The organism is Rheinheimera texasensis DSM 17496 (genome assembly GCF_000711985.1).
Taxonomy (GTDB): domain Bacteria; phylum Pseudomonadota; class Gammaproteobacteria; order Enterobacterales; family Alteromonadaceae; genus Pararheinheimera; species Pararheinheimera texasensis.
Window position 1 is genome coordinate 225,715 of sequence record NZ_KL544005.1, and the last position, 24,670, is coordinate 250,384.

Below are 24,670 nucleotides of genomic sequence, written 5' to 3' on the forward strand. Positions count from 1 at the left end.
GCCAATGAACACAGGGCATCGCCACAAGCTGCTCCCTGCGCTTGCGGCGTACCATCCATCCCTGGATATAAAAAAAGCCAGTCGGTGACTGGCTTTCCGTGTTACAAAGATGGCGTATCCGCCCCTTCTTTTTCAATGACAGTTGGCATCAAATCCTCGCGGCTGGCACCGAGGATCACCGCCAGGCCACTGGCGACAAAAACCGACGAGTAAGTCCCGATAGCGATACCAAACAGCAGTGACGCGGCAAAACCATGGATCATTGCGCCGCCGATAAAAAACAGCACTATCAGCGTCAATGCTGTGGTAAACGACGTCATTGTCGTCCGGCTTAACGTCGAAGTAATAGCTTCGTTGACAGTTTCATCCACTGTGGCATCGCGTAACTTGCGAAAGGTTTCCCTGATCCGGTCGAATACCACTATGGTGTCGTTGATGGAATAACCAATCAGCGCCAGAATACCTGCCAATACAGTCAGGTCAAATTCCATACCGGTGATAGAAAACATGCCGAGTGTAATGATCACGTCGTGTAACAGCGACGCCACGGCTCCGACAGAAAAACGCCATTCAAAGCGCGCAGCGACATAAATCAGGATCCCGACCAGCGCACACAATATCGCCAAAAAGCCGTCTTCTTTCAGATCATCACCGACTGAAGAACCAACGACATCGACTTTGCGCACAGTGACCTGCTCCGGCGAAGCCTGATTTGCCGCCGCGACAATTTGCTCGCCAATGGTCTTCTGCTCGACACCGGTACGCGGCGCTATCCGGATCATCACATCCTGGCTGCTGCCAAAATATTGCACTTGTGCATCAGCGAAGCCGGCTGCCGTCAATGACTGACGAACTTTGTCCAGATTAGCCTGCTGTGGAAACTGCAGTTCAATCACAGTACCGCCAGTGAAATCCAGCCCCAGATTCAGGCCTTTGGTAAACAGGCTGCCAAGGGACGCCAGCACCAATACAGTGGATACAATCAGACAAATCCATTTGTACTTCATAAAGTTAATGGCGTCTTTAAAAATAAATAACCGCATGCTTCTGCTCCTTACACCGGCAGTTCGTTACCGCGTTTCTGGCCCCAGATCACGTTCACGATCAGACGGGTCACCACAACGGCGGTAAAAATAGAAGTCAGAATGCCAAGTGCCAGGGTGACGGCGAAGCCTTTCACCGGACCAGTCCCGACACCAAACAGAATGAGCGCAACCAGCAGCGTGGTAATGTTGGAGTCTGCGATAGTGGCAAAAGCCCGGTCATAGCCTTCGTGAATAGCCTGCATCGCGGAACGCCCATTGGCCAGCTCTTCGCGAATACGTTCGTTAATCAGCACGTTCGCATCCACCGCCATACCCACTGTCAGCAGAATACCTGCCATCCCCGGTAAAGTCAGAGTAGCGCCAGGGATCATCGCCAGTAAGCCGACCAGCAACACCAGGTTACAGGCCAATGCCACGTTAGCAACCACACCAAACCACTTGTAGTAGAACACCATAAATGCCACGACGGCGATCATGCCCCACATAATGGCGTTCATGCCAAGGTCAATATTTTCCTGACCCAGGCTTGGACCAATGGTACGTTCTTCGACGATTTGAATCGGCGCAATCAAGGCACCGGCACGCAGTAACACCGCCAGATTCTGTGCTTCACCCGGTGCATCCAGACCAGTGATGCGGAAGCTACGGCCTAAACGTGCCTGAATAGTGGCAACCGATACCACTTCTTCTTTTTTCTCCAGCAACGATTTGCCGTCCGCGTCTTTTTTGCCTGTTGGTTTGTACTCGATAAACACAGTAGCCATCGCTTTACCAATGGCATCTTTCGTTGCCAGGGAGAAGCTGTTACCGCCTTTGGCATCGAGGTCAATATTCACCTGCGGCCGGCTGTATTCGTCAAAACCAGCATTGGCACCGACGATATGGTTGCCGGTCAGCATGATGCGTTTTTGCAGCACCACAGGCGCACCGCTGCGGTCATAAAACAGCTGGGCAGAGGGTGGCAGACGGCCTGCAACGGCACTGGCGACATCGGCAGTTTCATCAACTAAACGAAATTCGAGTGTCGCGGTTGCGCCGAGAATTTCTTTAGCACGCGCTGTATCCTGCACGCCTGGCAACTGCACCACGATGCGCTCAGCACCCTGACGTTGCACCAGTGGCTCGGCGACACCAATGGCATTGACGCGGTTACGGATGATGGTGATGTTTTGTGCTACAGCGTCTTCACGCAGCGCTTTCACTTTGGCTTCGCTGAAAGTCACGACGAGGCTATTGTCAGCCCCTTCGGTATACACCATATCGCGGTCTTTTTCCGACAGCACTTTTTGCGCCGCTTTGACGTCTTCCGGCGTACGGAAGGTCAACACCACCGCTTGCTTCGGCAGGTCAGCACTGACTGAACGGTAGCGCACTTTGGCTTCGCGCAGGTCAGTCCGGTACGTCTGGACTAAATCATTGATGTTTTTGTCCATCGCGGTTTTCATGTCGATTTCCATCAGGAAATGCACACCACCGCGTAAGTCCAGACCCAGTTTCATCGGGGCAGCGCCAATGCTGTCCATCCAGGCTGGTGTGGCCGGCGCCAGATTCAGCGCTGTGACGTATTTGTCGCCAAGCAGCTGCTCAATGACTTCACGGGCTTTTAACTGATCTTCAGTAGTCAGAAAACGCGCCAGCACCTGGCCGTCTTCGAGCACGACACTTTTGCTGCTGATTTGTTTGGCCGTCAACTCAGTGTTGATTTTTTCCACGACTTCCGCAGTGACTTCAGCACCGCGGGTCGCATTAATTTGAAGCGACGGGTCGCTGGGGTAAATGTTGGGCAAGGCGTAGATAAAACTGACCACCATCACCACTACCACCAGCAAATAACGCCAGATTGAGTTTTGATTTAACACAGTAAATTCCTTTCGCTCTGCTTACAGCGATTTCATCGTGCCTTTCGGCAGTACGGCACTGATAGAGCCTTTTTGTACAGTCACTTCTGTGGTGTCGTTCAGCGCAATCACGACAAAGTCTTTGTCTTCAGCGATTTTGGCAATACGCCCAACCAGGCCACCCTGCGTCAGCACTTCATCACCTTTGGCCAGCGACGCCATCAGGTTTTTGTGCTCTTTCATCCGCTTACTTTGCGGACGGAAGATCATAAAGTAAAAAATCAGACCAAAAGCGGCCAGCATAATCACCAGATCTAAACCACCACCTGGCTGACCTGTTGGTGCAGTTTGAGCATGTGCATCAGAAATAAAAAAACTCATTGTTATCCCCTTAGTTTTTAAAGCTTAATTTTTAAATTTATTCATTAACCGCCGGCGTGATCTCAGCGACAGGCACCGGTGCATCCAGTGCCGGCACCGTCAGACCACGACGCGCATAAAAATCACTGACAAAGGCATCCAGTGTGCCCTGTTCTATCGCATTGCGTAACCCTTGCATTAATTTCTGATAATGGTGGAGGTTATGAATAGTGTTGAGCCGGGCGCCTAAAATCTCGTTACAACGGTCGAGATGATGGAGATATGCCCGCGAATAATTTTTACAAGTGTAACAGTCGCAATTTTCGTCCAGTGGCGCGATATCGTCTTTGTATTTGGCATTACGGATCTTAATCACACCGTTACTGACGAATAAATGACCGTTACGGGCGTTACGGGTTGGCATTACGCAATCAAACATATCAATGCCGCGGCGTACGCCTTCAACCAGATCTTCCGGTTTACCGACGCCCATCAGATAACGCGGTTTATGCGCCGGCATTTTATCTGTGGTGTGATTGAGGATTTTGATCATTTCGTGTTTAGGTTCGCCGACCGACAAACCACCGATGGCATAGCCGTCAAAACCAATGTCTTCCAGGCCGTTTAGCGATACGTCGCGCAAGTTCGGATACATGCCGCCCTGGATAATGCCAAACAGTGCAGCCGGATTATCACCGTGGGCTTCTTTACTGCGTTTGGCCCAGCGCAGTGACATTTCCATCGACTTTTTCGCTTGCTGTTCTGTAGCAGGATACGGCGTACATTCGTCGAAAATCATCACGATATCTGAGCCTAAATCCCGCTGTACCTGCATCGAGCGCTCCGGCGTCAGCTGAATTTTTTCACCGTTGAGCGGTGAGCGGAACGTCACACCTTCTTCTTTGATTTTGCGTAGTTCACCAAGGCTAAACACCTGAAAACCACCGGAATCGGTCAGGATTGGCTTGTCCCAGTGCATAAAATCATGCAGGTCGCCGTGTTTGCGGATGATTTCGGTGCCGGGGCGCAGCATCAGGTGAAAGGTATTGCCGAGGCAAATCTGTGCGCCGGTGGCGGCCAGTTCTTCCGGCGTCATGCCTTTGACCGTGCCGTAAGTACCGACCGGCATAAATGCTGGTGTGTCGACCACGCCACGGGCAAATGTCATACGACCGCGCCGGGCTTTGCCGTCGGTGGTGATTAATTCAAATTTCATGGTGACCTCATTGGCCGGAAAAACAGTCCAGCCTTGTAAAAAACGTCCGATTGTAACAGAAAGCCGGCCTGATGTTGACAGGCCTGCCCTGTGCAAATCAGAGGATTAACATCGCATCGCCGTACGAATAAAACCGGTACTGCTGTGTGATAGCTTCCTGATAAGCCCGCATAATGATATCGCGGCTGCACAGTGCCGAGACCAGCATGATCAACGTCGATTCCGGCAAATGGAAATTGGTGATAAGGCCATCCACCACGGCAAACTGATAACCCGGATAGATAAAAATCTGCGTATCGCCGTAATAAGGCTGCAACGGCTGGCCGGCCTTTTTGGCAAACTGGGCCGCCGATTCCAGCGAACGTACCGAAGTTGTACCGACGGCAATGACGCGGTTGCCGCGAGCTTTACAGGCTTCAACCGCTGCCACTACTTCCGGCGGCACTTCGATATATTCGGCGTGCATCTGGTGCTCGAGAATATTATCGACCCGCACCGGCTGGAAAGTACCGGCGCCGACGTGCAGGGTGACAAAAGCAAACTCTACGCCTTTGGCTTTGAGGGCGGCCAACAGTGGCTCATCAAAATGTAACCCGGCGGTTGGCGCCGCCACAGCGCCTGGTTTGGCGTTGTAGACCGTCTGGTAACGCTCACGGTCGCTCTCGGCATCAGGTCTGTCGATATAAGGCGGCAGTGGCATATGGCCAAGCCGTTCCAGCATCGCCAGTACCGGCTCGTCGGATAACAGCGTTAGTTCGAATAACTCGCCATGGCGGCAGGTCATTTCAACTTCAGCTTCCTGCTCCAGGATTAAACGGTTACCGGGTTTTGGTGCTTTACTGGCGCGGATATGTGCCAGAAATCGTTTATCGTCGAGCAGCCGCTCTACTAACACTTCCACTTTGCCACCAGAAGCCTTCTGGCCAAATAACCGCGCCGGGATCACCCGGGTATTGTTAAACACTAAAAGATCACCCGGATTGATGGCATCCAGCACCGCTTTAAACTGGGTGTGCTCGATATCGCCGGTCTGGCGCTGCAACTTGAGCAGCCGGCTGGCAGAACGTTCTGGTTGGGGGAAACGGGCGATCAGCTGCTCAGGCAGCTCAAAAGAAAAATCTGATTTTTGCATAGCAGGTCCGCTTTACTGACAAACACTGGAATTAATGGGCTCGCACCCGGCCGCACAGTCTACTGATCCGGCCACAGTTTCTCAATGACCAAAAGCAGCTGTCAGGCGTTTGTCTTACAGAAAGAAAAGCAAATGTCGCGGCGCGCCTGGCTGACACTGTTCTATAATCGGCTTTAGCGCAGGATGCGCAGGTGCAGAACATCTGAGATCACAGGGAGTCATTATGGACATCTGGTTTAGCCTGGTTTTATTCACCACTAGCCAACTCATCCTGAGTTGGTACAGTTATCAGCTCGCGACAGAGAAAGGTTATTCACCCCGTCTGTTTGCGCTGACCGGCTTGCTGCCGGTGTTCAACCTGTTTGCGCTGATGTTACTGTTGTTATTGCCAGACCGGAGGTTGGCGGAACATCCGTTGTATTTCAGTAAGTTCCGCCAGCGGCCTTAACATCGGTTAGCTTCAGAGCGCCGCGTTATCCGCGCATTTTTGCTGCAACACTTCGGCAATCAGCGTCGCCATCAACCGGTAATTCCGCGATTTGCTGGAAGTCGGCCGCCAGGCCACACCAATATCGCGGGCAGCGCCGTTATTCGACGGTGCTTGTGTAATGAGTTCAGTGCCCTGCAATAAACCGCTGTTGATCGCCATCTGCGGCATAAAAGTCACACCAAGTTTGTTGTTCACCATCTGGGTTAAGGTGTGCAGGCTGGTGGCAAAAAACGGGTTCACTTTACGCGAATCTTCCAGTTCACAGGCTTTCACCGCATGACCGGTCAGGCAATGTTCGCGCTCCAGTAAAAATATACTTTCATCCGGCCACTGCGAAATGTCCTGGCTAAACCCCCTATCCTGCCAGTCTTTGTGCAAGACCAGTTTAAACGCATCCTGCGCCAGTACTTCGGTGTGCAAAGCACCGGTTTCATAAGGCAATGCCAGTAGCACCATATCCAGCCGGCCTTCGGTTAAGGCCCGCAGCGAGTTCTCGGAGGTATCTTCACGCAACAATAATTGCAGCTCCGGATAACGCTGACGGCTTAGCGCCATCACTTCACTGAGGACAAAAGGCGCAATGGTCGGAATACAACCGAGGCGGAACTGCCCGGTCATCGGTTTGCCCTGATTGCGGGCAAAATCGGCTAATTCTTCACATTGCTCAATGATATAACGCGCCTGACGCACGACATCCTCACCTAATGAAGTAAAGATAAAAGTCTTATGATCACGTTCCAGCAACTGGGCGTCGATAGTCTCTTCCAGATTGGCGATTGCCGCGCTTAGAGTGGACTGGCCGATATAACAGGCGTCTGCCGCCCGGCCAAAATGTTGATGCTCATGCAGAGCTAACAGGTACTGTAGTTGTTTCACGCTGGGCAGTCGTTTCATCATAAATTCCGTTATATCGATTGAATTATCTGCGAAGATAGCGATGACGATGCTAGTCCAGCGTAAAGTATGCTGCAACCTAAATGCGCCGGATGCCGCTGATACTTTGGTCTGGTTCCAATAAGGTCATTTTAACAACCTCATATAGGCCTGAGAGATCAGCGCTCAGATATCTCTAAAATAAAAAACCGCCCGGAGGCGGTTTTATCAATAGATTACAGAGTGCTTACAGCATTTCCATAGTGTTCTTAATCACGTAGAAGAACACGATAGACAAAAATGCACCGACAGGTAAGGTCACAACCCAGGACACGAAAATATTCCGAATCACGCCGAGGTTCAGTGCCGCAATACCGCGAGCCATACCGACACCGAGCACGGCACCGACCAAAGTTTGTGTAGTGGAAATAGGCAAACCCATACCAGAAGCGACTACGACTGTTGTGGCAGCCGCAATTTCAGCCGCGAAACCGCGGCTTGGTGTCAAGTGGGTAATATTCTCGCCAATGGTCTGAATAACTTTTGCACCTAAGGTTGCCAAACCAACTACGATACCGACAGCCCCGAGTGGTAAAATCCACCAATCTAACGACACCTTGTCAAGAATCTGACCGCCAGATTGAATGATTCCGACCACTGCAGCCAAAGGCCCGATAGCGTTCGCAACATCGTTTGAACCGTGAGCAAAGGCCATACAACAGGCAGTGAAAATCATCAGGATACCGAAAATTTTCTCTACGTTGTTGAAGTGCATCTCTTTGTCAGCGTCCGGGTCGATTTTTAAACGGCTGATCGCGATAGCACCAATCAGTGCAACCACAAAGGCGATGGCTACGCAAAGTAAAATCCCCTCATTGGTCGACAAGTCTAATCCAACGTGCTTGAGGCCTTTGGTCACCGTTACATACGACATAATGTAAGCCGCAAAGAACATGTAGTAAGGCACATACTTCTTCGCCGCTTTTAACGGGTTGTCCGTGTCAAAAATAAAACGCTGTGCGCTCATAAAGATTAAGAAGGCCAGTACACCAGACAACAGCGGTGTGATGACCCAACTGCCAACGATGCCACCTACTGAATCCCAGTGAACATAATCCATGCCGACACCCACTGAAGCAAAGCCGATAATTGCCCCAACAATAGAGTGCGTTGTTGATACCGGCCAGCCGTAATGCGTAGCAACCAATAACCAGGTACCTGCAGCTAGCAATGACCCGATCATCCCGTAAACCAACAGTTCAGGCACGTCTTTGAATGCCGCAGCATCAACGATACCGCTACGGATAGTCGAAGTTACTTCACCACCCGCGAGCCAGGCACCTGATGCCTCAAACACCGCAGCAATAATCAATGCTTGTTTTAGAGTTAACGCCTTAGAACCTACAGAGGTTCCCATCGCATTGGCGACGTCATTGGCACCAACCCCATAAGCCATAAAAAAGCCAAACAGTGCAGCGACGAACACCAGCACCTGGCCATATTGAGCCAAAATTTCCATGAATTTTTACCTTTAGCGCTTAACGAGCCAACATGATTTCGAGACGTGAACCGACTTTTAACGCAGTATCAGCTAAATCGCCAACCCACTCTAAGGTGCGGTACAGAAACATCACATCAACAGGGTTCATCACACTTTCAGATTTGCGTACGAATTTGCGCAAACTGATTTGCATTTCATCAGTGTCGTGCTCAATTTCGTCAATTTTTGCCACCATTTTGATGACCAAATCAACTTCACGACCGCGGAAACCGGTTTCCAGCAGCTCATCAAGTTCATTAATGGCTTCGCATGCCAGAGCAACTGCATCAATACAACGCTGCAGGTAGGCATTAAATTCTTGTTGGATAGGTGCCGGAATTTCCAGCTCACGGCCGAGCACCCGGCCAGTAATATCTTTGGTTTTGTTAGCGATTTTATCTTGCTGAGACACCAGTTCCAGAATGTCGGTGCGATCAACCGGCAGGAATAAACCTCTTGGCAGGTGCACGCGAATGTCGCGTTTTAAATTGTCAGCTTCTTTTTCCAGGCTGACGATAACTTTTCTTACTTCCGCTGCAGTAGTCCAATCCTTGATATATACCGCCGCGAAAAACGGCAGTAACTGCTCGCTGGCCGCCAGGACCTTACGAATATGTTCTTCAATCGGCTTGATTGGAGATTTTGCGAAAACAGCCAAAAATGCACTTGGCATAGCTTTGCCTCTTGGTTTTGTAGTGGACGAAAGTCGGCGCGTATTTTACTGCAACACAACGGTAATAAAAACGCGATCATGCAGATAAAACGCCAAAGCCGGCAGTTATTTTACACCCTGCCGGCTTGACTTCTGCGAATATCAGCACGTATTCAGCGAATATTCAGCTCCGGGCATTTTGCTCCAGACTGTCTTCATCACTGTGGCGCACATCCCGGCCTTTGACGAACGAAATCACATATTCAGAGATGTTTTTGCAACGATCGCCAATGCGTTCGAGTGCACGGGCCGACCACAGGACGTTCATGATTTTTGGGATAGATCGCGGGTCTTCCATCATGTAAGTCATCAGCTGGCGCGTAATGGCTTCGTACTCTCTGTCGACTTTTTTGTCTTCTTTATAAACAGCCAGCGCCGCTTCAACATCCATCCGGGCAAACGCGTCCAGCACATCGTGCAGCATCTGTGCGACATGGCGGCCCATGTTTTCCAGATTGACCAGCAAATCCTGCTGTGCGCTGCTGAAAGATTCTAACGCTACTTTGGCGATCCGCTCGGCTTCATCACCAATGCGTTCTAAATCAGAAATTGCTTTGATGATGGTCAGGATCAACCGCAGGTCACTGGCCGCCGGCTGACGCTTAGCGATAATGCGCGTGCACTCGGCGTCAATTTTGATTTCCCAGTCGTTAACCAGTAAATCATTGGCGATCACCTGCTGTGCCAGTTCAGCATTACTACCGGCGATAGCGTTTAACGCATCAGACAGCTGCTGCTCAATCAGGCCACCCATCGCCATAATGTGGTTGCGGATCTGCTCAATTTCGTCATTGAACTGGCTGGAAATATGTTTGGTTAAATTCAGTTTATCCATAAAAACCTCTGCTTAAGTCGGGTGATTAACCAAAACGGCCAGTGATGTAGTCTTCAGTCTGCTGTTGCGACGGATTAGTGAACATCTTGTTGGTCGCATCATACTCCACCAGATTGCCCATATACATAAAGGCAGTATAGTCGGACACCCGCGCAGCCTGCTGCATGTTGTGGGTGACGATAACGATGGTGAAACGCTCTTTCAGCTCGTTGATTAACTCTTCAATTTTTAACGTAGAAATCGGGTCCAGCGCAGAAGCCGGTTCGTCCAGCAACAACACTTCAGGCTCAATGGCGATAGCACGCGCGATCACCAGACGCTGCTGCTGACCACCGGACAAACCAAAGGCATTGTCATGCAGACGGTCTTTGACTTCGTTCCACAGTGCCGCACCTTTTAACGAGGTTTCAACCACTTCGTCCAGCACCCGGCGGTCATTGACGCCCTGCAGACGCAGGCCATAAGCGACGTTTTCATAAATGGTTTTCGGGAATGGGTTTGGTTTCTGGAACACCATGCCGACCTGACGGCGCAGCTCGGCGACATCGACGGCTTTGTCATAAATATTCTGGCCATCCAATAAAATCTGGCCTTCGATGCGACAGATATCAACCAGGTCATTCATCCGGTTAAAACAGCGCAACAACGTCGATTTACCACAACCAGAAGGGCCGATAAATGCTGTCACGCGTTTTTCCGGGATCTGCATATTGATGGTTTTCAGCGCCTGGGATTCGCCGTAATACAAACGCAAGTCATTGACTTCCAGCTTGATTTTCTCATCTGCCAGATTCAGCTCGCCGTAGCCGCTGTGAATTTGTTGTGTGGTCATACGTCAGTTCACTCTTAATATTCGTTTCAGGTTCTGAGCGGGACGCCTTGCGCCCCGCCGGCGGAGGCCGTGCGGCCCCCTTCGGATCTTTGGGTTCTAGTCAGATTCGCTGCGATACTTTTCGCGCAGCTTATTGCGCAAATGAATGGCCGCCATATTCAGCACCACAATTAACAAAACTAGCACCAGCGCCGTGGCGTACAGCAGCGGACGCGACGCTTCAACGTTCGGGCTCTGGAAACCGACATCGTATACATGGAAACCTAAGTGCATGATTTTTTGGTCTAAATGTACGAAAGGGAAAGTGCCGTCGACCGGTAAAGTCGGCGCCAGTTTCACCACACCGACCAGCATCAGCGGCGCAACTTCACCGGCGGCGCGGGCAATCGATAAAATCAGACCTGTCATCATCGCCGGCGTCGCAAGCGGCACGACCACTTTCCACAAGGTCTCAGATTTGGTGGCGCCAAGCGCCAGACTGCCCATCCGGATGGTACTTGGAATGCGCGACAAGCCTTCTTCAGTCGATACAATCACCACAGGCAGCGTCAACAGCGCCAGCGTCAGCGATGCCCAGAACAAACCCGGCGTACCAAAAGTCGGCGCCGGTAATTTTTCCGGGTAAAACAGCGCATCGATGTTGCCGCCCATGATGTAGACGAAGAAACCTAAACCAAACACGCCGTAAACAATCGACGGCACGCCGGCCAGGTTGTACACCGAAATACGGATGATCTTCAGCATAGTGCCTTGTTTGGCATACTCGCGCAGGTAAATCGCCGCCAGCACCCCAAAAGGCGTGACGATAATCGACATCAAAATCACCATCGTGATAGTGCCGAAAATGGCCGGGAAGATACCGCCTTCAGTGTTGGCTTCACGTGGGTCATCACTGAGGAAATTCCAGATAGACACCACGTAATGCACCGATTTGTCCAGCAACGACATTTGGTTCGGCATATGGGCATGCACAATATTGGACAGACTGATGGTCAGCTCTTTACCTTCGGCAGTCACCACCTTCAGGCTGTCGCGTTTGGCCTCTGTGTACAACTCTTCCAGCTTTTGCTGCAGCTGCGCATATTGCGCATCCAAAGCGGCCTGCTCTTCTGCTGCCTGCTGGGCGTACTGGCTGATTTCGGCTGCGCTCGCGCCCTGTAATTCCATGGTGCGTTTACCAAGGCGCAAGGCTTCCAGCGCTTTGTTAATTTTACCGATATCGCCTTTTTCAATGTCGGTGATGTCATCATGCAGTGCATTAGCGCGCGCCATCGCTTCTTGTAACGCCGGCCATAAGGCTTCGCCCTCGGCAATAACTTTATCCTGCTGCAACAATTGCTGTGGGAAGCCGTAGAAATTGCCCCACTCGCGTCGTTCAATCACGATAGCGTTGGCAGGTTTTTCCCAGCCGCTCAGGTCGTGGTCTAAAAACCAGGCGAAGTCGCGACCGTACACATCGCGGTTACCCAGTTTCAGCAAGTGCCGGGCATAACTTTCAGCATTGTCCGGCAGTGCGACGCCTGAATCTTTCAGCGTGATTGCACTGACCTGTTCGGTACGGACATGCTCTGCCAGCAGTGTTTTTTTGCTGCCATCTGCCTGCACCGCTTCCACGCGCTGCAAGTCCGCCGGCCAGAAATGGCTGCCGCCTTGCACCGCAATCAGCCCCAACACGCCAATCACCATCACCAGACACAAAGCGATTGCACCAGCGTTTAACCAAATCCACGGAGTTCCCGTTTTAAACCAAGCTCTCATGCCGTTCACTCCGATCACAGATTACTGAAGCGTTGACGTAACCGCTGACGAATCACTTCAGCCAACGTGTTGAAAATAAAGGTAAAGACAAACAGTACCAGCGCCGCCAGGAACAACACACGGAAGTGAGTACTGCCCACTGCTGTTTCCGGTAACTCAACCGCGATATTGGCAGATAAGGTACGCATGCCTTCAAACAGGTTGAAATTGACCACCGGGCTGTTCCCTGTTGCCATCAGCACAATCATGGTTTCACCAACGGCACGGCCAAAACCCACCATCACTGCCGCGAAAATACCCGGGCTTGCAGTCGGTAACACCACACCGATCATGGTTTGCCAGGGGGTTGCACCTAAAGCTAACGAGCCCTGGGTTAAATGGCGTGGCACGTTAAATACCGCGTCTTCAGCAATGGAGAAGATATTCGGGATGACAGCAAAACCCATGGCAATACCAACCACCAAAGCGTTGCGCTGGTCATAAGTAATACCGTTGTCGGTAAACCACTGACGCAGGCTGCCGTTAAAAAACAGCTGATCAACGGCCGGGCTTAAGCTGACACATAACCAGATAAAGCCGATGATCATCGGGATCAGAATGACCACTTCCCAACCGAGGCCAAACCGCTCACGCCAGCTGCGCGGGAAAAAGCGCCACAGGTAAGCGGTCAGTAACATCATCAGTGGCAACAGCAACAGAATGGCAAAGACTGCACTTAAGTATTTTTCGACAAAAGGTGCCAGCCATAAACCAGCGAGGAAACCCAGGATCACCGTCGGCAGCGCCGCCATGATTTCAATGGTCGGTTTGACTTTGCCGCGCAGCTTCGGCGTCATGAAGTAAGCGGTATAAAGCGCACTCATGATGGCCAGCGGTGTGGCGAACAACATCGCAAACACCGCAGCTTTTAATGTGCCGAGCGCCAGCGGTACCAGGCTCATTTTGGCTTCGAACTCGTCAGAGCCTGAAGATGCCTGCCAGATATAATCTTTTTCGCCACGACCTTCATACCAGACTTCATTCCACATCGCTTTCCAGCTGACATCCGGGTGGGCATTTTCCAGAGCAAAGCGCTGAACTTTACCGTCTGCCGCAAACGCCAGTAGCGCCGTGTTGATAGGACTAATGGCAATGCGCTCAAAGTTCATGCCTTCAGCCAGTGGCTCCAGTGACAAGGTACGCGCTGAAGTACCGTAGTGAATGCCTAAATGACCCGAGGTATCCAGCGCCAGAAAGCCTTTGCGCGAATATTCAGGTTCAATCTGGCGAATGGCCGCCGGGTGCTTTTCAAAATCGCGGATATGTTTTAAGTGGAAATTATTGTGCTCATCCCGCACCAAAAACCACTGGCTGAGGCTACCATCTGAACCGCCGACAATCAGCGATACAGCGCCGACCAGAAACTCCACTGCAGTGACCTGCTGGCCTGCAGCCACCGCATTGACGGCTTCGACATAACGGGCCTGCGCCGGATCTGTGACGTCGTAGTAGTGAATTTTCTCGTTGCCTTCGGCGATGAACAGATTGTGCAAGGTCGTATCCAGCAAAATCCGGCTGACGTTTTTCGGTGCATCCGGCAGCGGATAATCGGTGCGCACCAACGTCGTTTCACCGGTCATAAACTCAGTCTGCGCTTCAAACACGTGGTAACTCAGCTTGCCGTCGGCGCTAAATGCCACCAACGCAGTGCCGGCACTGCCTTCCTGCACCGCCAGACTTTGTAGCGCCTGGCCAGGATTTAAATCCAGCGGCGATTCGCCGAGCGGATACGTCACTACCGGCACGACTTTGCGTTTGTCGTTCGGGTAACTCAGGTTGTACTCGTGTTTAATCACCAGCGCCTGACCATTCGACAAGCCCAGTGCTAATAAGCCGGAGCGTGGCTCCCCGCGGGCAAAAGCCGAAATCGTCGTGTCGGCAGGCAATGCCAGCTGAACTTTTTCACCGGCTGCGCCTGTCATCGCGTCAAAAAACTGCAGCTCGCCGCTGGCTGATACGTTCAGGCCAACTTCGCTGTAACGTTCCAGATTGGTATATAGCGGTTTATCGCTGTTGATCTGGTAACTCTGCTCCGGCTCGATGCTGGCCGACGAGAAAATCGGTCCAACTTCGGAGAACAGATAAATGAAAATAGTCGCAAAAGCTGCGACGACGCTGATACCGGCAAAGGCGATGCCGTATTTGGACATTTTGTCTTTAAAACTGCGCCAACGGCGCAGACGGGCCCGTTTCTCGCCACTTGGCAATAAAGACTGCCTTGCGGTGACCGGGGCTGACGTGGAGGTCTGTTGCATGTTTACACATCCAGGACTGACTTTTCGGATGCTGCAAAGCTTAGATGAGTTTTATGTCAGAAATATTACAGCGCGAAATTATGTCATAATTTGGCAATATTCAGTTTTTTGCTGCGGAGAAACTGCAGACGCAGGCCCGGCTCAAAGACAAAAGGCGCCCGCAGGCGCCTTAGCAAAAAACTGATATTTATTTGATACCAAGTTCAGCCAGTACTTTGGCCGCCACTTTGTTTGGCACCGGTACATAACCGTCACGTACCACAATTTCCTGACCACGTTTTGACAACACCAGCTTGATAAACTCGCGTTCCATTGGCGTCAGTTCTTTATTTGGATGTTTGTTCACGTAAACAAACAGGAAACGGGACAGTGGATATTTGCCATCTAAGGCATGATCAGCAGTTGGCTCCACAAATGGCTGGCCATCTTTTTTCGCCAGAGGCAATGCACGCACACCAGAAGTGACATATCCGATACCTGAGTAACCGATACCGTTGATGGATTCACTGACACCTTGTACTACTGATGCTGAACCCGGCTGTTCATTGATGCTGGATTTAAAATCGCCTTTACACAGCGCGTGTTCTTTGAAGTAACCGTAAGTACCTGACACTGCGTTACGGCTGTACATCGTGAAGTCACGGTTTGCCCAGGCGCCATCCAGACCTAACTGGCCCCAACGGGTCACGTCTTCTTTATAACCACATTTACGGGTCGCGGAGAACACTGCATCAACCTGCGCCATAGTCAGGCCTTTGATTGGGTTGTCTTTGTTGACATAGACGGCCAGTAAATCGACAGCAACCGGCACTGCAGTTGGCTTGTAGCCAAATTTGGCTTCAAATGCCTGAATTTCGCTTGGCTTCATGGCACGGCTCATCGGACCGAAGTTGGCGGTCCCTTCTGTCAGCGCTGTTGGCGCTGTGGAAGAACCTGCACCCTGGATTTGAATGTTCACATTTGGGTACAGTTTGCGGTAATCTTCAGCCCACAGCGTCATCAGATTGTTCAGTGTGTCAGAACCGATGCTGGAGATGTTGCCTGAAACGCCAGAGGATTTCTGGTACTCAGGTAATGCCGGGTCGACTTTGGTCACCGCGGCGGCTTGAAAACTGAATGTTGCAGCTACCAATGCGGCAGTCGATAAAATTTTAAAAGTTTTCACCTTAAAGTCCTCTTGTTGGCTTTCGCAGGCCTGTGCCTGAAGTTCACGCTTCGCATCATATGGCGTAAATATGACACTATTATGACGGATAAATGTGCAGCGCAAATTCCTGGAAAATCGGTCAGTGGTATTGTGTTTTCAAGCCGGCTGGCTATAGTTTTGGCAGGCTGGGCGCCCGGACGGATTAAACTTCGTAGCAGGGTCAAGCCCGCTCCATAACAAAAATTATATTTTTTAATGATATATATTTCACGCTGAATCTCTTTTACAGCGAAGTACTAAAACAAGGAAATGCGCTATGAAGCAGTTGGTTTTAACGCTGATTGGTCAGGATAAAGCCGGCCTGGTCGAACAGCTTGCGACGTTAATTGCCGATTATCACGGCAATTGGACGGCGAGTAACCTCAGCCATCTGGCTGGTTACTTCGCCGGGATTTTACAGGTTGAAGTAGCAGAACAACATGTTGCGGCCCTGACCGCAGCTTTGCAACAAATGCAGGATCTGGATATCCGCGTACAGCATGGGGTGGACTCCCGCGTTAATCAGCAAAAACTGCTGCGTTTTGTCATAACGGGCAACGACAGACCGGGCATAGTCCGTGAACTGTCATCGGTGATTAAACACAAAGGCACTAACATCATTCATTTTGAAAGTTCAAAACAAAGCGCGCCGAATTGGGGCGTCCCTCTGTTTAATGCCATTGCCACTGTCGAATTACCGGAAGGATTAAATAAAGATGAAGTGGTACGGGCGCTGGAAGATATAGCATCCGACGTTATGGTCGACGTAGAAAATCTGAACTGATCTGCTGTGTGCCCACGATAGCCCGTGCATCTTCAAACGCGACGGGCTATCTTATTCATAAATCTTTCATCAAACTGCCATAGATTAAGCGCAGGCCCTCCCCCGCTGTGATGGAATTGGTATGGAATTACAAAGCAATGCAGAACACCCGACTCATTTTTTCCCAAAGGAACTGAGCTGGCTCGCCTTTAACGAACGTGTACTACAGGAAGCCGCTGATGAGCGCAATCCGCTGATTGAACGGCTGCGTTTTCTTGGGATCTATTCCAACAATATGGATGAGTTTTACCGGGTGCGGGTGGCGGATGTGAAACGCCGCATTATGCTGCAGAAATACCATGATGAAGATGCCAGCCAGACCGAACATTTATTAAAACAAATTCAGCAGTTTGTCTTACGTTTAGGCGCGAAGTTTAATGCCATTCATATGGACCTGCAGCTGGGTTTGCGTAAGCACAATATCGAATTTATCGACCAGCACAAACTTAATGAATCACAAAGCGCCTGGATAAAATCCTATTTTAAAGAAAAGGTGCTGCGACATATTTCGCCTATTTTGCTGTCGAACGAGCGCTTACAGTTGTCAAAACGGCTGGAAGATAATGCCACTTATCTGATGGTCGAAATGACTGGCAAAGGCAAACCCGAATACGCCATAGTACAGGTGCCCACCGACGATGTATCGCGGTTCCTCGAACTGCCGATTGCACTGAACCGCACCAAGCGCAAAGGCCGTTATCGCCACCAGTTTATGATGCTGGATGATGTGATCATTCATTGTTTGCATGATTTGTTCGCCGGTTTTTTTGATTTTTGCGAGATCCAGGCCTATTCGATGAAACTGACTAAAGACGCCGAATATGACCTCAGCGAATCGCTGGATCAAAGTCTGCTCGACAAAATGTCGCACGGCATCCGGCAACGGTTGGAATCTGAACCGGTGCGGCTGGTATATGACCTCTCGATGCCTGAGCATATGCTGAAAATTTTGCGCAAACTGCTGGGTGCTAACACGTTAGATGCGTTGATCCCCGGCGGGCGCTACCGGAACTTCAAAGATTTCATCAGTTTCCCTTATACCGGCCACGCCAGCCTTGAGTTCCCGCCGTTGCCGCCGTTGCCAAGCCCGGATTTTGAGCAATACAACACCACTTTTGATGCCATTCGCAATCACGATGTCTTGCTGCACTACCCTTATCACAACTTTACTTATTTTACTGAATGGGTCCGGCAGGCGTCATTTGACCCTAAAGTAAAGTCAATTAAAATGACCATGTACCGGGTGGCGAAAAACTCCCGCGTGATCCATTCCTTGCTGGATGCGGTGCGTAACGGCAAAAAAGTCACTGTGGTGGTCGAACTCAAGGCGCGCTTTGATGAAGAGAACAACATTCAGTGGGCACGGCGCATGACACAAGCCGGCGTCCAGGTGGTGTTTGGCCTGACTACCTTGAAAATTCATTCCAAACTTTGCATCATCAGTCGCGAAGAAAAAGGCGGTTTGGTTAAATATGCCCATATCGGCACCGGCAATTTCAACGAAAAAACTGCCCGCATTTATACCGATATGAGTCTGTTCACCTGCCACACTGAGATTTGTGATGAAGTCGACCAGGTATTTGAATTTGTTGAATACAGCTATAAGCCTTTTGTATTCAAGCATTTAATTGTATCACCCACCTGGAGCCGCCCTAAACTCAACAGTCTGATCCAACGGGAAATCGACTTTGCTTTGAGCGGGCGCAAAGCAGAGGTCCTGTTAAAACTAAATAATCTGGTCGATGACCCTATTGTTGAGATGTTGTATAAAGCCAGTCAGGCTGGGGTAAAGGTACGAATTATTGTGCGCGGCATGTGCTCGCTAATCCCGGGCATCCCAGGGAAAAGCCACAACATCAAAGTCATCAGCGTGTTAGACCGTTATCTGGAACATGCCCGCGTCTATCAGTTCTTTAATGGCGGCGATATTGATTTGTATCTGTCGTCGGCCGACTGGATGACGCGCAATATTGAACAGCGGGTCGAAGTGGGCGTGCCAATTTATAATGCGCGGATTAAACAACAAATTATGACGATCCTCGATTTGCAGTGGAATGACAATGTCAAAGCCCGGCTTATCGACAGCGATCAGAGCAACTCCTATGTCAAAAGGGGCAACAAAAAAAGTATCAGGTCTCAGCAGGCGATTTATGACTATCTCGCCAGTCAGCAGCTGGGGCCGACTATTCAGGCAGATTTATGACCCATTTGACGCCCAATGCATTGTCAGCCGCGGAACTCATCGCGGCTGTTGACCTTGGCTCGAACAGTTTCCATTTGGTGATAGCACGTATCGTCGACGGCGCCTTACAACTGCTGCACCGGGAAAAACAAAAAGTGCAGCTGGCCGATGGGCTGGATGAGCAACAAATGCTGAGCGACGAAGCGATGCAACGAGGCCTCAGCGTCTTGCGCCAGTTCGCTGAGACGTTAAAAGACATGCCGCCACAAGCAGTGCGGGTGATTGCGACCTATACGCTGCGTCGCGCTAAAAACAGCGCGCGTTTTTTACAGCAGGCCCAGGCTATTTTCCCGTTTCCAATTGAAGTGATAGCCGGCCAGGAAGAGGCCCGATTGATTTATCAGGGCGTGGCCCATTTCGAAACTTATACCGGCCAGCGACTGGTCATCGATATTGGCGGTGGCAGTACTGAGTTTGCCATCGGCGTGGATTTTCAGCCGTTGAAGCTGGCAAGCCGCAATATGGGGTGCGTCAGCTTTGCCAAGTTTTTCTTTCAGAAAGGCAAAATCAGTCCGAAGCGTTTTGAGCGCGCGTTGTTACTGGCCGAACAAGAACTGGAAAATATCTACACCGGCTACAAAGCAACCGGCTGGCAGCAAGCAGTTGGCACATCCGGCACCATCAAAACCATTAAAGATATCGTCAGTGGCCTCGGCTGGCATCCACACGTGATCCGGCTGGAGCATCTGGAAAAACTGCAACAACTACTGCTGCAAGTCGACCAATGTGAAGATTTAAATCTGCCCGGCCTCACTGAAGATCGCAAACAGTTACTGGCGCCGGGGCTGGCCATTTTACTGGCATCATTTCGCATGCTCGGAATTGACGAAATGGTCTATGTCGATGCCGCACTGCGTGAAGGTGTGTTGTATGAAATGAGCGACCGCCTGCAACATCAGGATATCCGTCAGCATACCATTCAGAGCCTTATAAAAAGATATGCCATTGACACTGAGCAGGCCGGCCGGGTCAGCCAGACCGTGGAGGTTTTGTGGCAGCAGAGTCATGAAGCCTGGCAGCTTGGCGAAGAATGGCGTCAATTGCTGCAATTTGCCTGTTATGTCTATGAAATTGGCCTGCAGATTAATTCGTCCAGCGTACAGCGCCACAGTGCTTATATTCTGAATAACGCCAATTTACCTGGCTTTAATCAGGAGCAGCAGCGGGTACTGGCGTCTTTGGTGCGTTATCACCGGCGCAAAATTAAACCAGACGACGTCTCGGCTTTTTATTTGTACCGGCAGGTCGATTTTTATCACGCCCTGACGATTTTCCGCCTGGCCGTGCTTTTGAATCAAAAGCGCCGTGACGACATAGTGCCGACATTCAATTGTATCGCCCAATCGGCCGAGCTGACCTTGCTGCTGCCCGAAAGCTGGTATCAACAGCATACCGTGCTTGCGGCAGATCTTCGCACTGAACAACAATTCTTAAAACGCGCCGGCCTGACGCTGCATTGCCCGGGCTTGCCGGAACTGAGCGATGAGAATTGATGGTGGAATATGTTGATAGGGGGCGGGCAGCATAGCAGCCCGCCTTTGCTGCTATGGTTTTGTTGTGACAGGCGTTTTTGCCGCGTCTGCCGGCAAGTCACTGACTGTTACTACACCGCCCCTGTTGATGTGATTGATCCGCAGCTCGCGCATGCGCTGCAGCTGGTCTGACGAATGCAGCCCAACATCTTCAACCTTTCCAAGCCAGCTGGACGCGGTCGCTGGCATATTACGAATGTCCAGAATTGCCGCACTGTTGATATGCGCTGCAGTGCCATAACTGCGACTACTGCCGTAAATATCAGTCACAGTCCAATCTTCAATATCCGTCACTAACGCTACTGCTTGCTCCAGTTGTAACTGCTCGCTATCTTGCAGAAAGCCTTTGATATGGTCACGTAAGTCGGTTTGAAAATCTGGAAAGTATTCGGCATTGCGCTGATAAAATCCGGCAACCCGGAAATTGTTGCGATCTGGATAAGTGCCACGGTTCGAGTTGATAAAATCAAAGGCATTAAGCTTCAGTGCCCGCATCACATTTTCGCCGGTATAAGCGTGTTTGCGAATACTGGGACTACCAATGTACCCCTGATACAGCCCATATAGCACCAGCGGCTGGTCCGGAAAATTAACCTTGAGTACAGCATGCTGGACATCGTCCAGACTCAGCGCTACGCCCTCAATCTGCATGGTTTTACGCGCTAACAGCCCATCTGGTGCCAACACATAGTCTTTCAGGTTTTTGCGCGGATATATCTGATTGATCTCGTCAATCACCACCAGATTGTAAAGATTCAGCCAATAAGCCAGCTGTTCTTTTTTATTCAGCTGGTTGAGCCGGATACTGGCCGGAATGGTTTCCAGGCTTTTGCGGATCTCGGTCACAGCAGCCTTCAGCTCAGGTTTTTTACGAAACTCTTCAAAATACAATTTATTGCCGGCGTTGATGGTCAGCACATTAAAATTGTTTTTCAGCCGGGTATTCACTGTGGCGCTTGAAGCGGACGATTTTTTCCGGCTCGGTGGGCCCGACATCAACACCGCTTGTTGCAGCAGGTGATCAACATCATCGTAGCGGATTTGGATTTGCGATTGCTCGTCCGAGCCAAACCAATGCTCGGGCAACTCTGCAGCAGTCAGCACAGTGCTGGCCAACGTGCCCGCAATAGTGGCTATCAATAACAACATTCTTTTCATTGATATTCCTTGTTCAATGCTTCATCGCCAATAGGGAACAAAACATGCCGGCCTGCGCCGGCATTTCAGCTGTGTTTATTGCCCGGATTTATCGTCGTTTTGCCCAGTCTCAGATTTCTTTGCCGCTTCTGCTTCAGCTAAATCCGTTACTGTCACCACGCCACCGCGGTTCTCGTGATTAAATTTCATCTCTTTAAGTTTTTGTACCTGATCAGCTGAGAAGCGACCATAAGTGACAGATTTGGCCTGTAACGCTAACGACATACCTTCAAGAGGGGCAACTTCGCCGCGCTCAGGGATCTGCGCAAAAGCGCCCAATAAAGCCGCATCGTTGGTGGCCGCGCCTCCGCCATAATTGCGGCTGGTACCATAGATGTCTGTTACAGTCCAGTCATTGATGTCGGCAACCAGTGTTTGCGCTTCATCAAGCAACGGGATCTCATCTTCCCGCAGATATTCTTTTAAATGACTGCGTAAGTCAGCGGCAAAATCCGGAAAATAACTGGCGTTGCGCTGATAAAAACCAGCGACCCGAAAGTTTTTGCCATTGGGATAAGTGCCACGGTTCGTGTTGATAAAGTCATTGGCATTAAATTGCAGTGAGCGATTCAGATTCGTGCCGGTATAAGCATATTTGCGGATACTGGGACTACCGATATATCCCTGGTACAAGCCATAGATCACCAGGACTTCATCCGGGTATTTCTGCTGTAACACGCCATACTGAATGTCATTGAGGCTTAATTGTATGCCGCCGGCATTAACCAGTTTGCGGGCTAATAACCCGTCTTTACCGGTGACAAAGTCTTCTAAATCTTTTTTCGGATAGATTTTGTTGATCTCATCGATCACTACCACGTTGTATAAATTCAGCCAAAAGGCGATTTGTTCTTTTTTGCTTAAGCTGTTGAGCGGGATTTCACTGGGAACTGATTCCAGACTGGCACGGATTTTACTGACTACCGCGGCCATTTCCGGTTTCTTTTTGAACTCTTCGAACATGATTCGGTTGCCGGCATTGGTCGTCAGTATGTTGTAATTGTTTTTCAGCCGGGTGCTGACAGTTGATGACGACGCTTTGGATTTCTTCCGGCTTGGTGGCCCGGACATCAGGACTGCAGAGTCCAGCACATAGTCCAGGTCGCTGTAACTGATAGTGATAGTTGAATCCTGAGTTTCGCCCTGCCAGGCCTCCGGTAACACAAAATCGCTGGCGGCAACCCTACAGGACAACAACATCAGCGACGCAAATACAAAAAAAACTTTCCACATTTTTTTATTCTCCTTTTGCCAGTGCTGGCATCACCATAGGTGAATAATTCGGCGATTTCAACTTTAAAACCTCTTTATATTCACATTTTATTATCTAAAAAACCGACCGCTTAGTCGGCCATGCACTGAGCGTCAGATTTATCCGCCGCAGCGACACGCTGGCGATTGGCAAGCGGCTGATTTCCCGCTAAGTTAACGCTGTCCCTTTTTTCTTCTATCAGGAATTGATATGCGTTTTGTGCTTTCCGCCCTGACCATCGCGCTGGCTGCACAGGCCCATGCTGCCGATGTGAAAACTGCCCTCACTCCGGCGATCAGCGCGGTGATGCCGCAAGTGATCAACTGGCGTCGTGATTTACACCAACACCCTGAACTGTCAAACCGGGAAAAACGCACCAGCGCGCTGGTGGCGGCAGAGCTGAAAAAACTCGGCCTTGAAGTGCAAACCGGTATTGCCCATACCGGGGTGGTGGCGATTTTAAAGGGCGGCAAACCGGGCAAACTGGTGGCGCTGCGCGCGGATATGGATGCGCTGCCGGTTAAAGAGCAAGTGGACCTGCCTTTTGCCTCCAAAGCAGTCGCCGAATTTAATAGTCAGCAAGTTGGTGTGATGCACGCCTGTGGCCACGATGCGCACGTGGCGATGTTGCTTGGCGCTGCGACAGTGCTGAGCAAACACAAAGCAGAGCTTGCCGGTGATGTGATGTTTATATTTCAGCCAGCTGAAGAAGGCCCGCCACCGGGCGAAGAAGGCGGTGCCAAGCTGATGCTCAAAGAAGGGATTTTTGCTAAACGTAAACCAGATGCGATATTTGGCGTGCATGTCTGGCCGGGGCCATCCGGGCAATTGCAGGTCAAACCTGAAGGTATTATGGCGGCAGCAGATAGTTTTGAAATTACCGTCAAAGGTGTGCAGGTGCATGGCTCCAGCCCGTGGCGCGGCATCGACCCTGTCGCAGTCACAGGCCAGCTCATTACCGCTTTGCATCAAATACCGGCCCGGCAGCTCGATGTGACACAAGCGCCGGCGGTGATGTCGATTGGTCAGGTGCAGGGTGGCGTGCGCTGGAACATCATTCCGGATGAAGTCAAACTTGGTGGCACCATCCGTACCTTTGACCCGCAGATGCGGGAGCAGCTTATCAGTAAAATGCAGCACACCAGCGAACATATCGCAGCCGCCAGTGGCGCCACGGCGCATTTCCATTCACAAAGTTTCGCGGCCGTGACCTGGAACCACGCAGGCCTCACTGAATGGGCGATGCCGTCGCTGAACTGGGCAGGTGCGAAAGCTGGTGTCAGCCCGATTAAACCTATCACTGCATCGGAAGATTTTTCCTTTTTCCAACAGGAAGTACCGGGCGTATTTTTGTTCCTGGGGATTGCTGAACCCGGTCAGCCGCTGGATAAAGCCGCACCAAATCATTCGCCGTTTTTCCGCGTCTATGAACCAGCAATGGAAAACGGTGTACGGGCTTTGGCGGGGTTAGCAGTAGATTTTCTGGCTCAGGCACCGGATTTGAAGTAGCGC

At 50.8% G+C, this 24,670-nt stretch carries 20 protein-coding genes; 5 read left to right on the plus strand and 15 right to left on the minus strand.

The features are described 5' to 3' along the window. Window positions 1-101: 101 nt before the first annotated feature. From secF to queA, 5 genes are all read right to left on the minus strand, one after another. Window positions 102-1,043, minus strand: coding sequence for a protein translocase subunit SecF (gene secF, locus Q399_RS0111715; protein ID WP_031568668.1), 942 nt, complete (start codon window positions 1,041-1,043; stop codon window positions 102-104). Between the two features lie 11 nt (window positions 1,044-1,054). Further along, entirely contained in the window at window positions 1,055-2,905 is a 1,851-nt protein-coding gene (secD, locus tag Q399_RS0111720; protein WP_031568671.1) for a protein translocase subunit SecD, read from the minus strand. Window positions 2,906-2,926: 21 nt separating this feature from the next. After that, on the minus strand, window positions 2,927-3,265 hold the full coding sequence (yajC, locus tag Q399_RS0111725; protein ID WP_031568672.1) for a preprotein translocase subunit YajC: 339 nt from the start codon (window positions 3,263-3,265) through the stop codon (window positions 2,927-2,929). Between the two features lie 37 nt (window positions 3,266-3,302). Further along, window positions 3,303-4,460, minus strand: a complete 1,158-nt coding sequence (gene tgt / locus Q399_RS0111730; protein WP_051685926.1) for a tRNA guanosine(34) transglycosylase Tgt — start codon at window positions 4,458-4,460, stop codon at window positions 3,303-3,305. 97 nt (window positions 4,461-4,557) lie between these two features. Next, a complete protein-coding gene (gene queA, locus Q399_RS0111735; RefSeq protein WP_031568675.1) occupies window positions 4,558-5,592 on the minus strand; it encodes a tRNA preQ1(34) S-adenosylmethionine ribosyltransferase-isomerase QueA in 1,035 nt (344 codons plus the stop codon). Between the two features lie 223 nt (window positions 5,593-5,815). Here queA and Q399_RS0111745 point away from each other — a divergent pair, with 223 nt between their 5' ends. Then, on the plus strand, window positions 5,816-6,040 hold the full coding sequence (locus Q399_RS0111745) for a hypothetical protein (RefSeq protein ID WP_031568677.1): 225 nt from the start codon (window positions 5,816-5,818) through the stop codon (window positions 6,038-6,040). A 12-nt stretch (window positions 6,041-6,052) separates the two neighbouring features. On the opposite strand, the gene Q399_RS0111750 is transcribed toward Q399_RS0111745, so the two are convergent. The 8 genes from Q399_RS0111750 to Q399_RS0111785 form a co-directional block, all read right to left on the minus strand. After that, window positions 6,053-6,976, minus strand: coding sequence for a hydrogen peroxide-inducible genes activator (locus Q399_RS0111750; protein ID WP_031568679.1), 924 nt, complete (start codon window positions 6,974-6,976; stop codon window positions 6,053-6,055). Window positions 6,977-7,202: 226 nt separating this feature from the next. Further along, window positions 7,203-8,474, minus strand: coding sequence for an inorganic phosphate transporter (locus Q399_RS0111755; protein ID WP_031568681.1), 1,272 nt, complete (start codon window positions 8,472-8,474; stop codon window positions 7,203-7,205). A 19-nt stretch (window positions 8,475-8,493) separates the two neighbouring features. Then, a complete protein-coding gene (locus tag Q399_RS0111760) occupies window positions 8,494-9,168 on the minus strand; it encodes a TIGR00153 family protein (RefSeq protein ID WP_031568683.1) in 675 nt (224 codons plus the stop codon). A gap of 163 nt (window positions 9,169-9,331) precedes the next feature. After that, on the minus strand, window positions 9,332-10,042 hold the full coding sequence (phoU, locus tag Q399_RS0111765) for a phosphate signaling complex protein PhoU (protein ID WP_031568685.1): 711 nt from the start codon (window positions 10,040-10,042) through the stop codon (window positions 9,332-9,334). Window positions 10,043-10,067: 25 nt separating this feature from the next. Then, a complete protein-coding gene (gene pstB / locus Q399_RS0111770; RefSeq protein WP_031568687.1) occupies window positions 10,068-10,874 on the minus strand; it encodes a phosphate ABC transporter ATP-binding protein PstB in 807 nt (268 codons plus the stop codon). Window positions 10,875-10,970: 96 nt separating this feature from the next. Then, window positions 10,971-12,632, minus strand: coding sequence for a phosphate ABC transporter permease PstA (pstA, locus tag Q399_RS0111775; protein WP_031568688.1), 1,662 nt, complete (start codon window positions 12,630-12,632; stop codon window positions 10,971-10,973). Between the two features lie 14 nt (window positions 12,633-12,646). After that, window positions 12,647-14,926 carry an ABC transporter permease subunit gene (locus Q399_RS0111780; protein ID WP_031568690.1) on the minus strand — a complete coding sequence of 760 codons (2,280 nt, stop codon included), beginning with the start codon at window positions 14,924-14,926 and terminating at the stop codon, window positions 12,647-12,649. A gap of 187 nt (window positions 14,927-15,113) precedes the next feature. Beyond that, entirely contained in the window at window positions 15,114-16,091 is a 978-nt protein-coding gene (locus Q399_RS0111785) for a PstS family phosphate ABC transporter substrate-binding protein (RefSeq protein WP_031568692.1), read from the minus strand. A 298-nt stretch (window positions 16,092-16,389) separates the two neighbouring features. Here Q399_RS0111785 and Q399_RS0111790 point away from each other — a divergent pair, with 298 nt between their 5' ends. From Q399_RS0111790 to ppx, 3 genes are all read left to right on the plus strand, one after another. After that, window positions 16,390-16,896 (plus strand): glycine cleavage system transcriptional repressor, encoded by a 507-nt coding sequence (locus Q399_RS0111790; protein WP_031568694.1) that lies wholly within the window; start codon window positions 16,390-16,392, stop codon window positions 16,894-16,896. 121 nt (window positions 16,897-17,017) lie between these two features. Continuing rightward, window positions 17,018-19,138 (plus strand): polyphosphate kinase 1, encoded by a 2,121-nt coding sequence (gene ppk1, locus Q399_RS0111795; protein ID WP_031568696.1) that lies wholly within the window; start codon window positions 17,018-17,020, stop codon window positions 19,136-19,138. Next, window positions 19,135-20,670, plus strand: a complete 1,536-nt coding sequence (gene ppx, locus Q399_RS0111800) for an exopolyphosphatase (protein ID WP_031568698.1) — start codon at window positions 19,135-19,137, stop codon at window positions 20,668-20,670. The genes ppk1 and ppx overlap by 4 nt, the downstream gene beginning before the upstream one ends. Window positions 20,671-20,721: 51 nt before the next feature. Here ppx and Q399_RS0111805 read toward each other — a convergent pair whose 3' ends face one another. Further along, window positions 20,722-21,867 carry a DUF547 domain-containing protein gene (locus Q399_RS0111805; protein ID WP_031568700.1) on the minus strand — a complete coding sequence of 382 codons (1,146 nt, stop codon included), beginning with the start codon at window positions 21,865-21,867 and terminating at the stop codon, window positions 20,722-20,724. 75 nt (window positions 21,868-21,942) lie between these two features. Next, window positions 21,943-23,139, minus strand: coding sequence for a DUF547 domain-containing protein (locus Q399_RS0111810; RefSeq protein ID WP_031568702.1), 1,197 nt, complete (start codon window positions 23,137-23,139; stop codon window positions 21,943-21,945). A gap of 229 nt (window positions 23,140-23,368) precedes the next feature. On the opposite strand from Q399_RS0111810, the gene Q399_RS0111815 reads away from it, so the two are divergent. Continuing rightward, window positions 23,369-24,667 carry an amidohydrolase gene (locus Q399_RS0111815; protein WP_031568703.1) on the plus strand — a complete coding sequence of 433 codons (1,299 nt, stop codon included), beginning with the start codon at window positions 23,369-23,371 and terminating at the stop codon, window positions 24,665-24,667. The last annotated feature ends 3 nt before the right edge of the window (window positions 24,668-24,670 follow it).

Excerpts from the sequence above, each read along its gene's own strand:
- secF (WP_031568668.1), bottom strand. The coding sequence starts at position 1,043 with ATGCGGTTATTTATTTTTAAAGACGCCATTAACTTTATGAAGTACAAA.
- yajC (WP_031568672.1), bottom strand. The coding sequence starts at position 3,265 with ATGAGTTTTTTTATTTCTGATGCACATGCTCAAACTGCACCAACAGGT.
- tgt (WP_051685926.1), bottom strand. The coding sequence starts at position 4,460 with ATGAAATTTGAATTAATCACCACCGACGGCAAAGCCCGGCGCGGTCGT.
- queA (WP_031568675.1), bottom strand. The coding sequence starts at position 5,592 with ATGCAAAAATCAGATTTTTCTTTTGAGCTGCCTGAGCAGCTGATCGCC.
- Q399_RS0111745 (WP_031568677.1), top strand. The coding sequence starts at position 5,816 with ATGGACATCTGGTTTAGCCTGGTTTTATTCACCACTAGCCAACTCATC.
- Q399_RS0111750 (WP_031568679.1), bottom strand. The coding sequence starts at position 6,976 with ATGAAACGACTGCCCAGCGTGAAACAACTACAGTACCTGTTAGCTCTG.
- Q399_RS0111755 (WP_031568681.1), bottom strand. The coding sequence starts at position 8,474 with ATGGAAATTTTGGCTCAATATGGCCAGGTGCTGGTGTTCGTCGCTGCA.
- Q399_RS0111760 (WP_031568683.1), bottom strand. The coding sequence starts at position 9,168 with ATGCCAAGTGCATTTTTGGCTGTTTTCGCAAAATCTCCAATCAAGCCG.
- phoU (WP_031568685.1), bottom strand. The coding sequence starts at position 10,042 with ATGGATAAACTGAATTTAACCAAACATATTTCCAGCCAGTTCAATGAC.
- pstB (WP_031568687.1), bottom strand. The coding sequence starts at position 10,874 with ATGACCACACAACAAATTCACAGCGGCTACGGCGAGCTGAATCTGGCA.
- pstA (WP_031568688.1), bottom strand. The coding sequence starts at position 12,632 with ATGAGAGCTTGGTTTAAAACGGGAACTCCGTGGATTTGGTTAAACGCT.
- Q399_RS0111780 (WP_031568690.1), bottom strand. The coding sequence starts at position 14,926 with ATGCAACAGACCTCCACGTCAGCCCCGGTCACCGCAAGGCAGTCTTTA.
- Q399_RS0111790 (WP_031568694.1), top strand. The coding sequence starts at position 16,390 with ATGAAGCAGTTGGTTTTAACGCTGATTGGTCAGGATAAAGCCGGCCTG.
- ppk1 (WP_031568696.1), top strand. The coding sequence starts at position 17,018 with ATGGAATTACAAAGCAATGCAGAACACCCGACTCATTTTTTCCCAAAG.
- ppx (WP_031568698.1), top strand. The coding sequence starts at position 19,135 with ATGACCCATTTGACGCCCAATGCATTGTCAGCCGCGGAACTCATCGCG.
- Q399_RS0111805 (WP_031568700.1), bottom strand. The coding sequence starts at position 21,867 with ATGAAAAGAATGTTGTTATTGATAGCCACTATTGCGGGCACGTTGGCC.
- Q399_RS0111810 (WP_031568702.1), bottom strand. The coding sequence starts at position 23,139 with ATGTGGAAAGTTTTTTTTGTATTTGCGTCGCTGATGTTGTTGTCCTGT.
- Q399_RS0111815 (WP_031568703.1), top strand. The coding sequence starts at position 23,369 with ATGCGTTTTGTGCTTTCCGCCCTGACCATCGCGCTGGCTGCACAGGCC.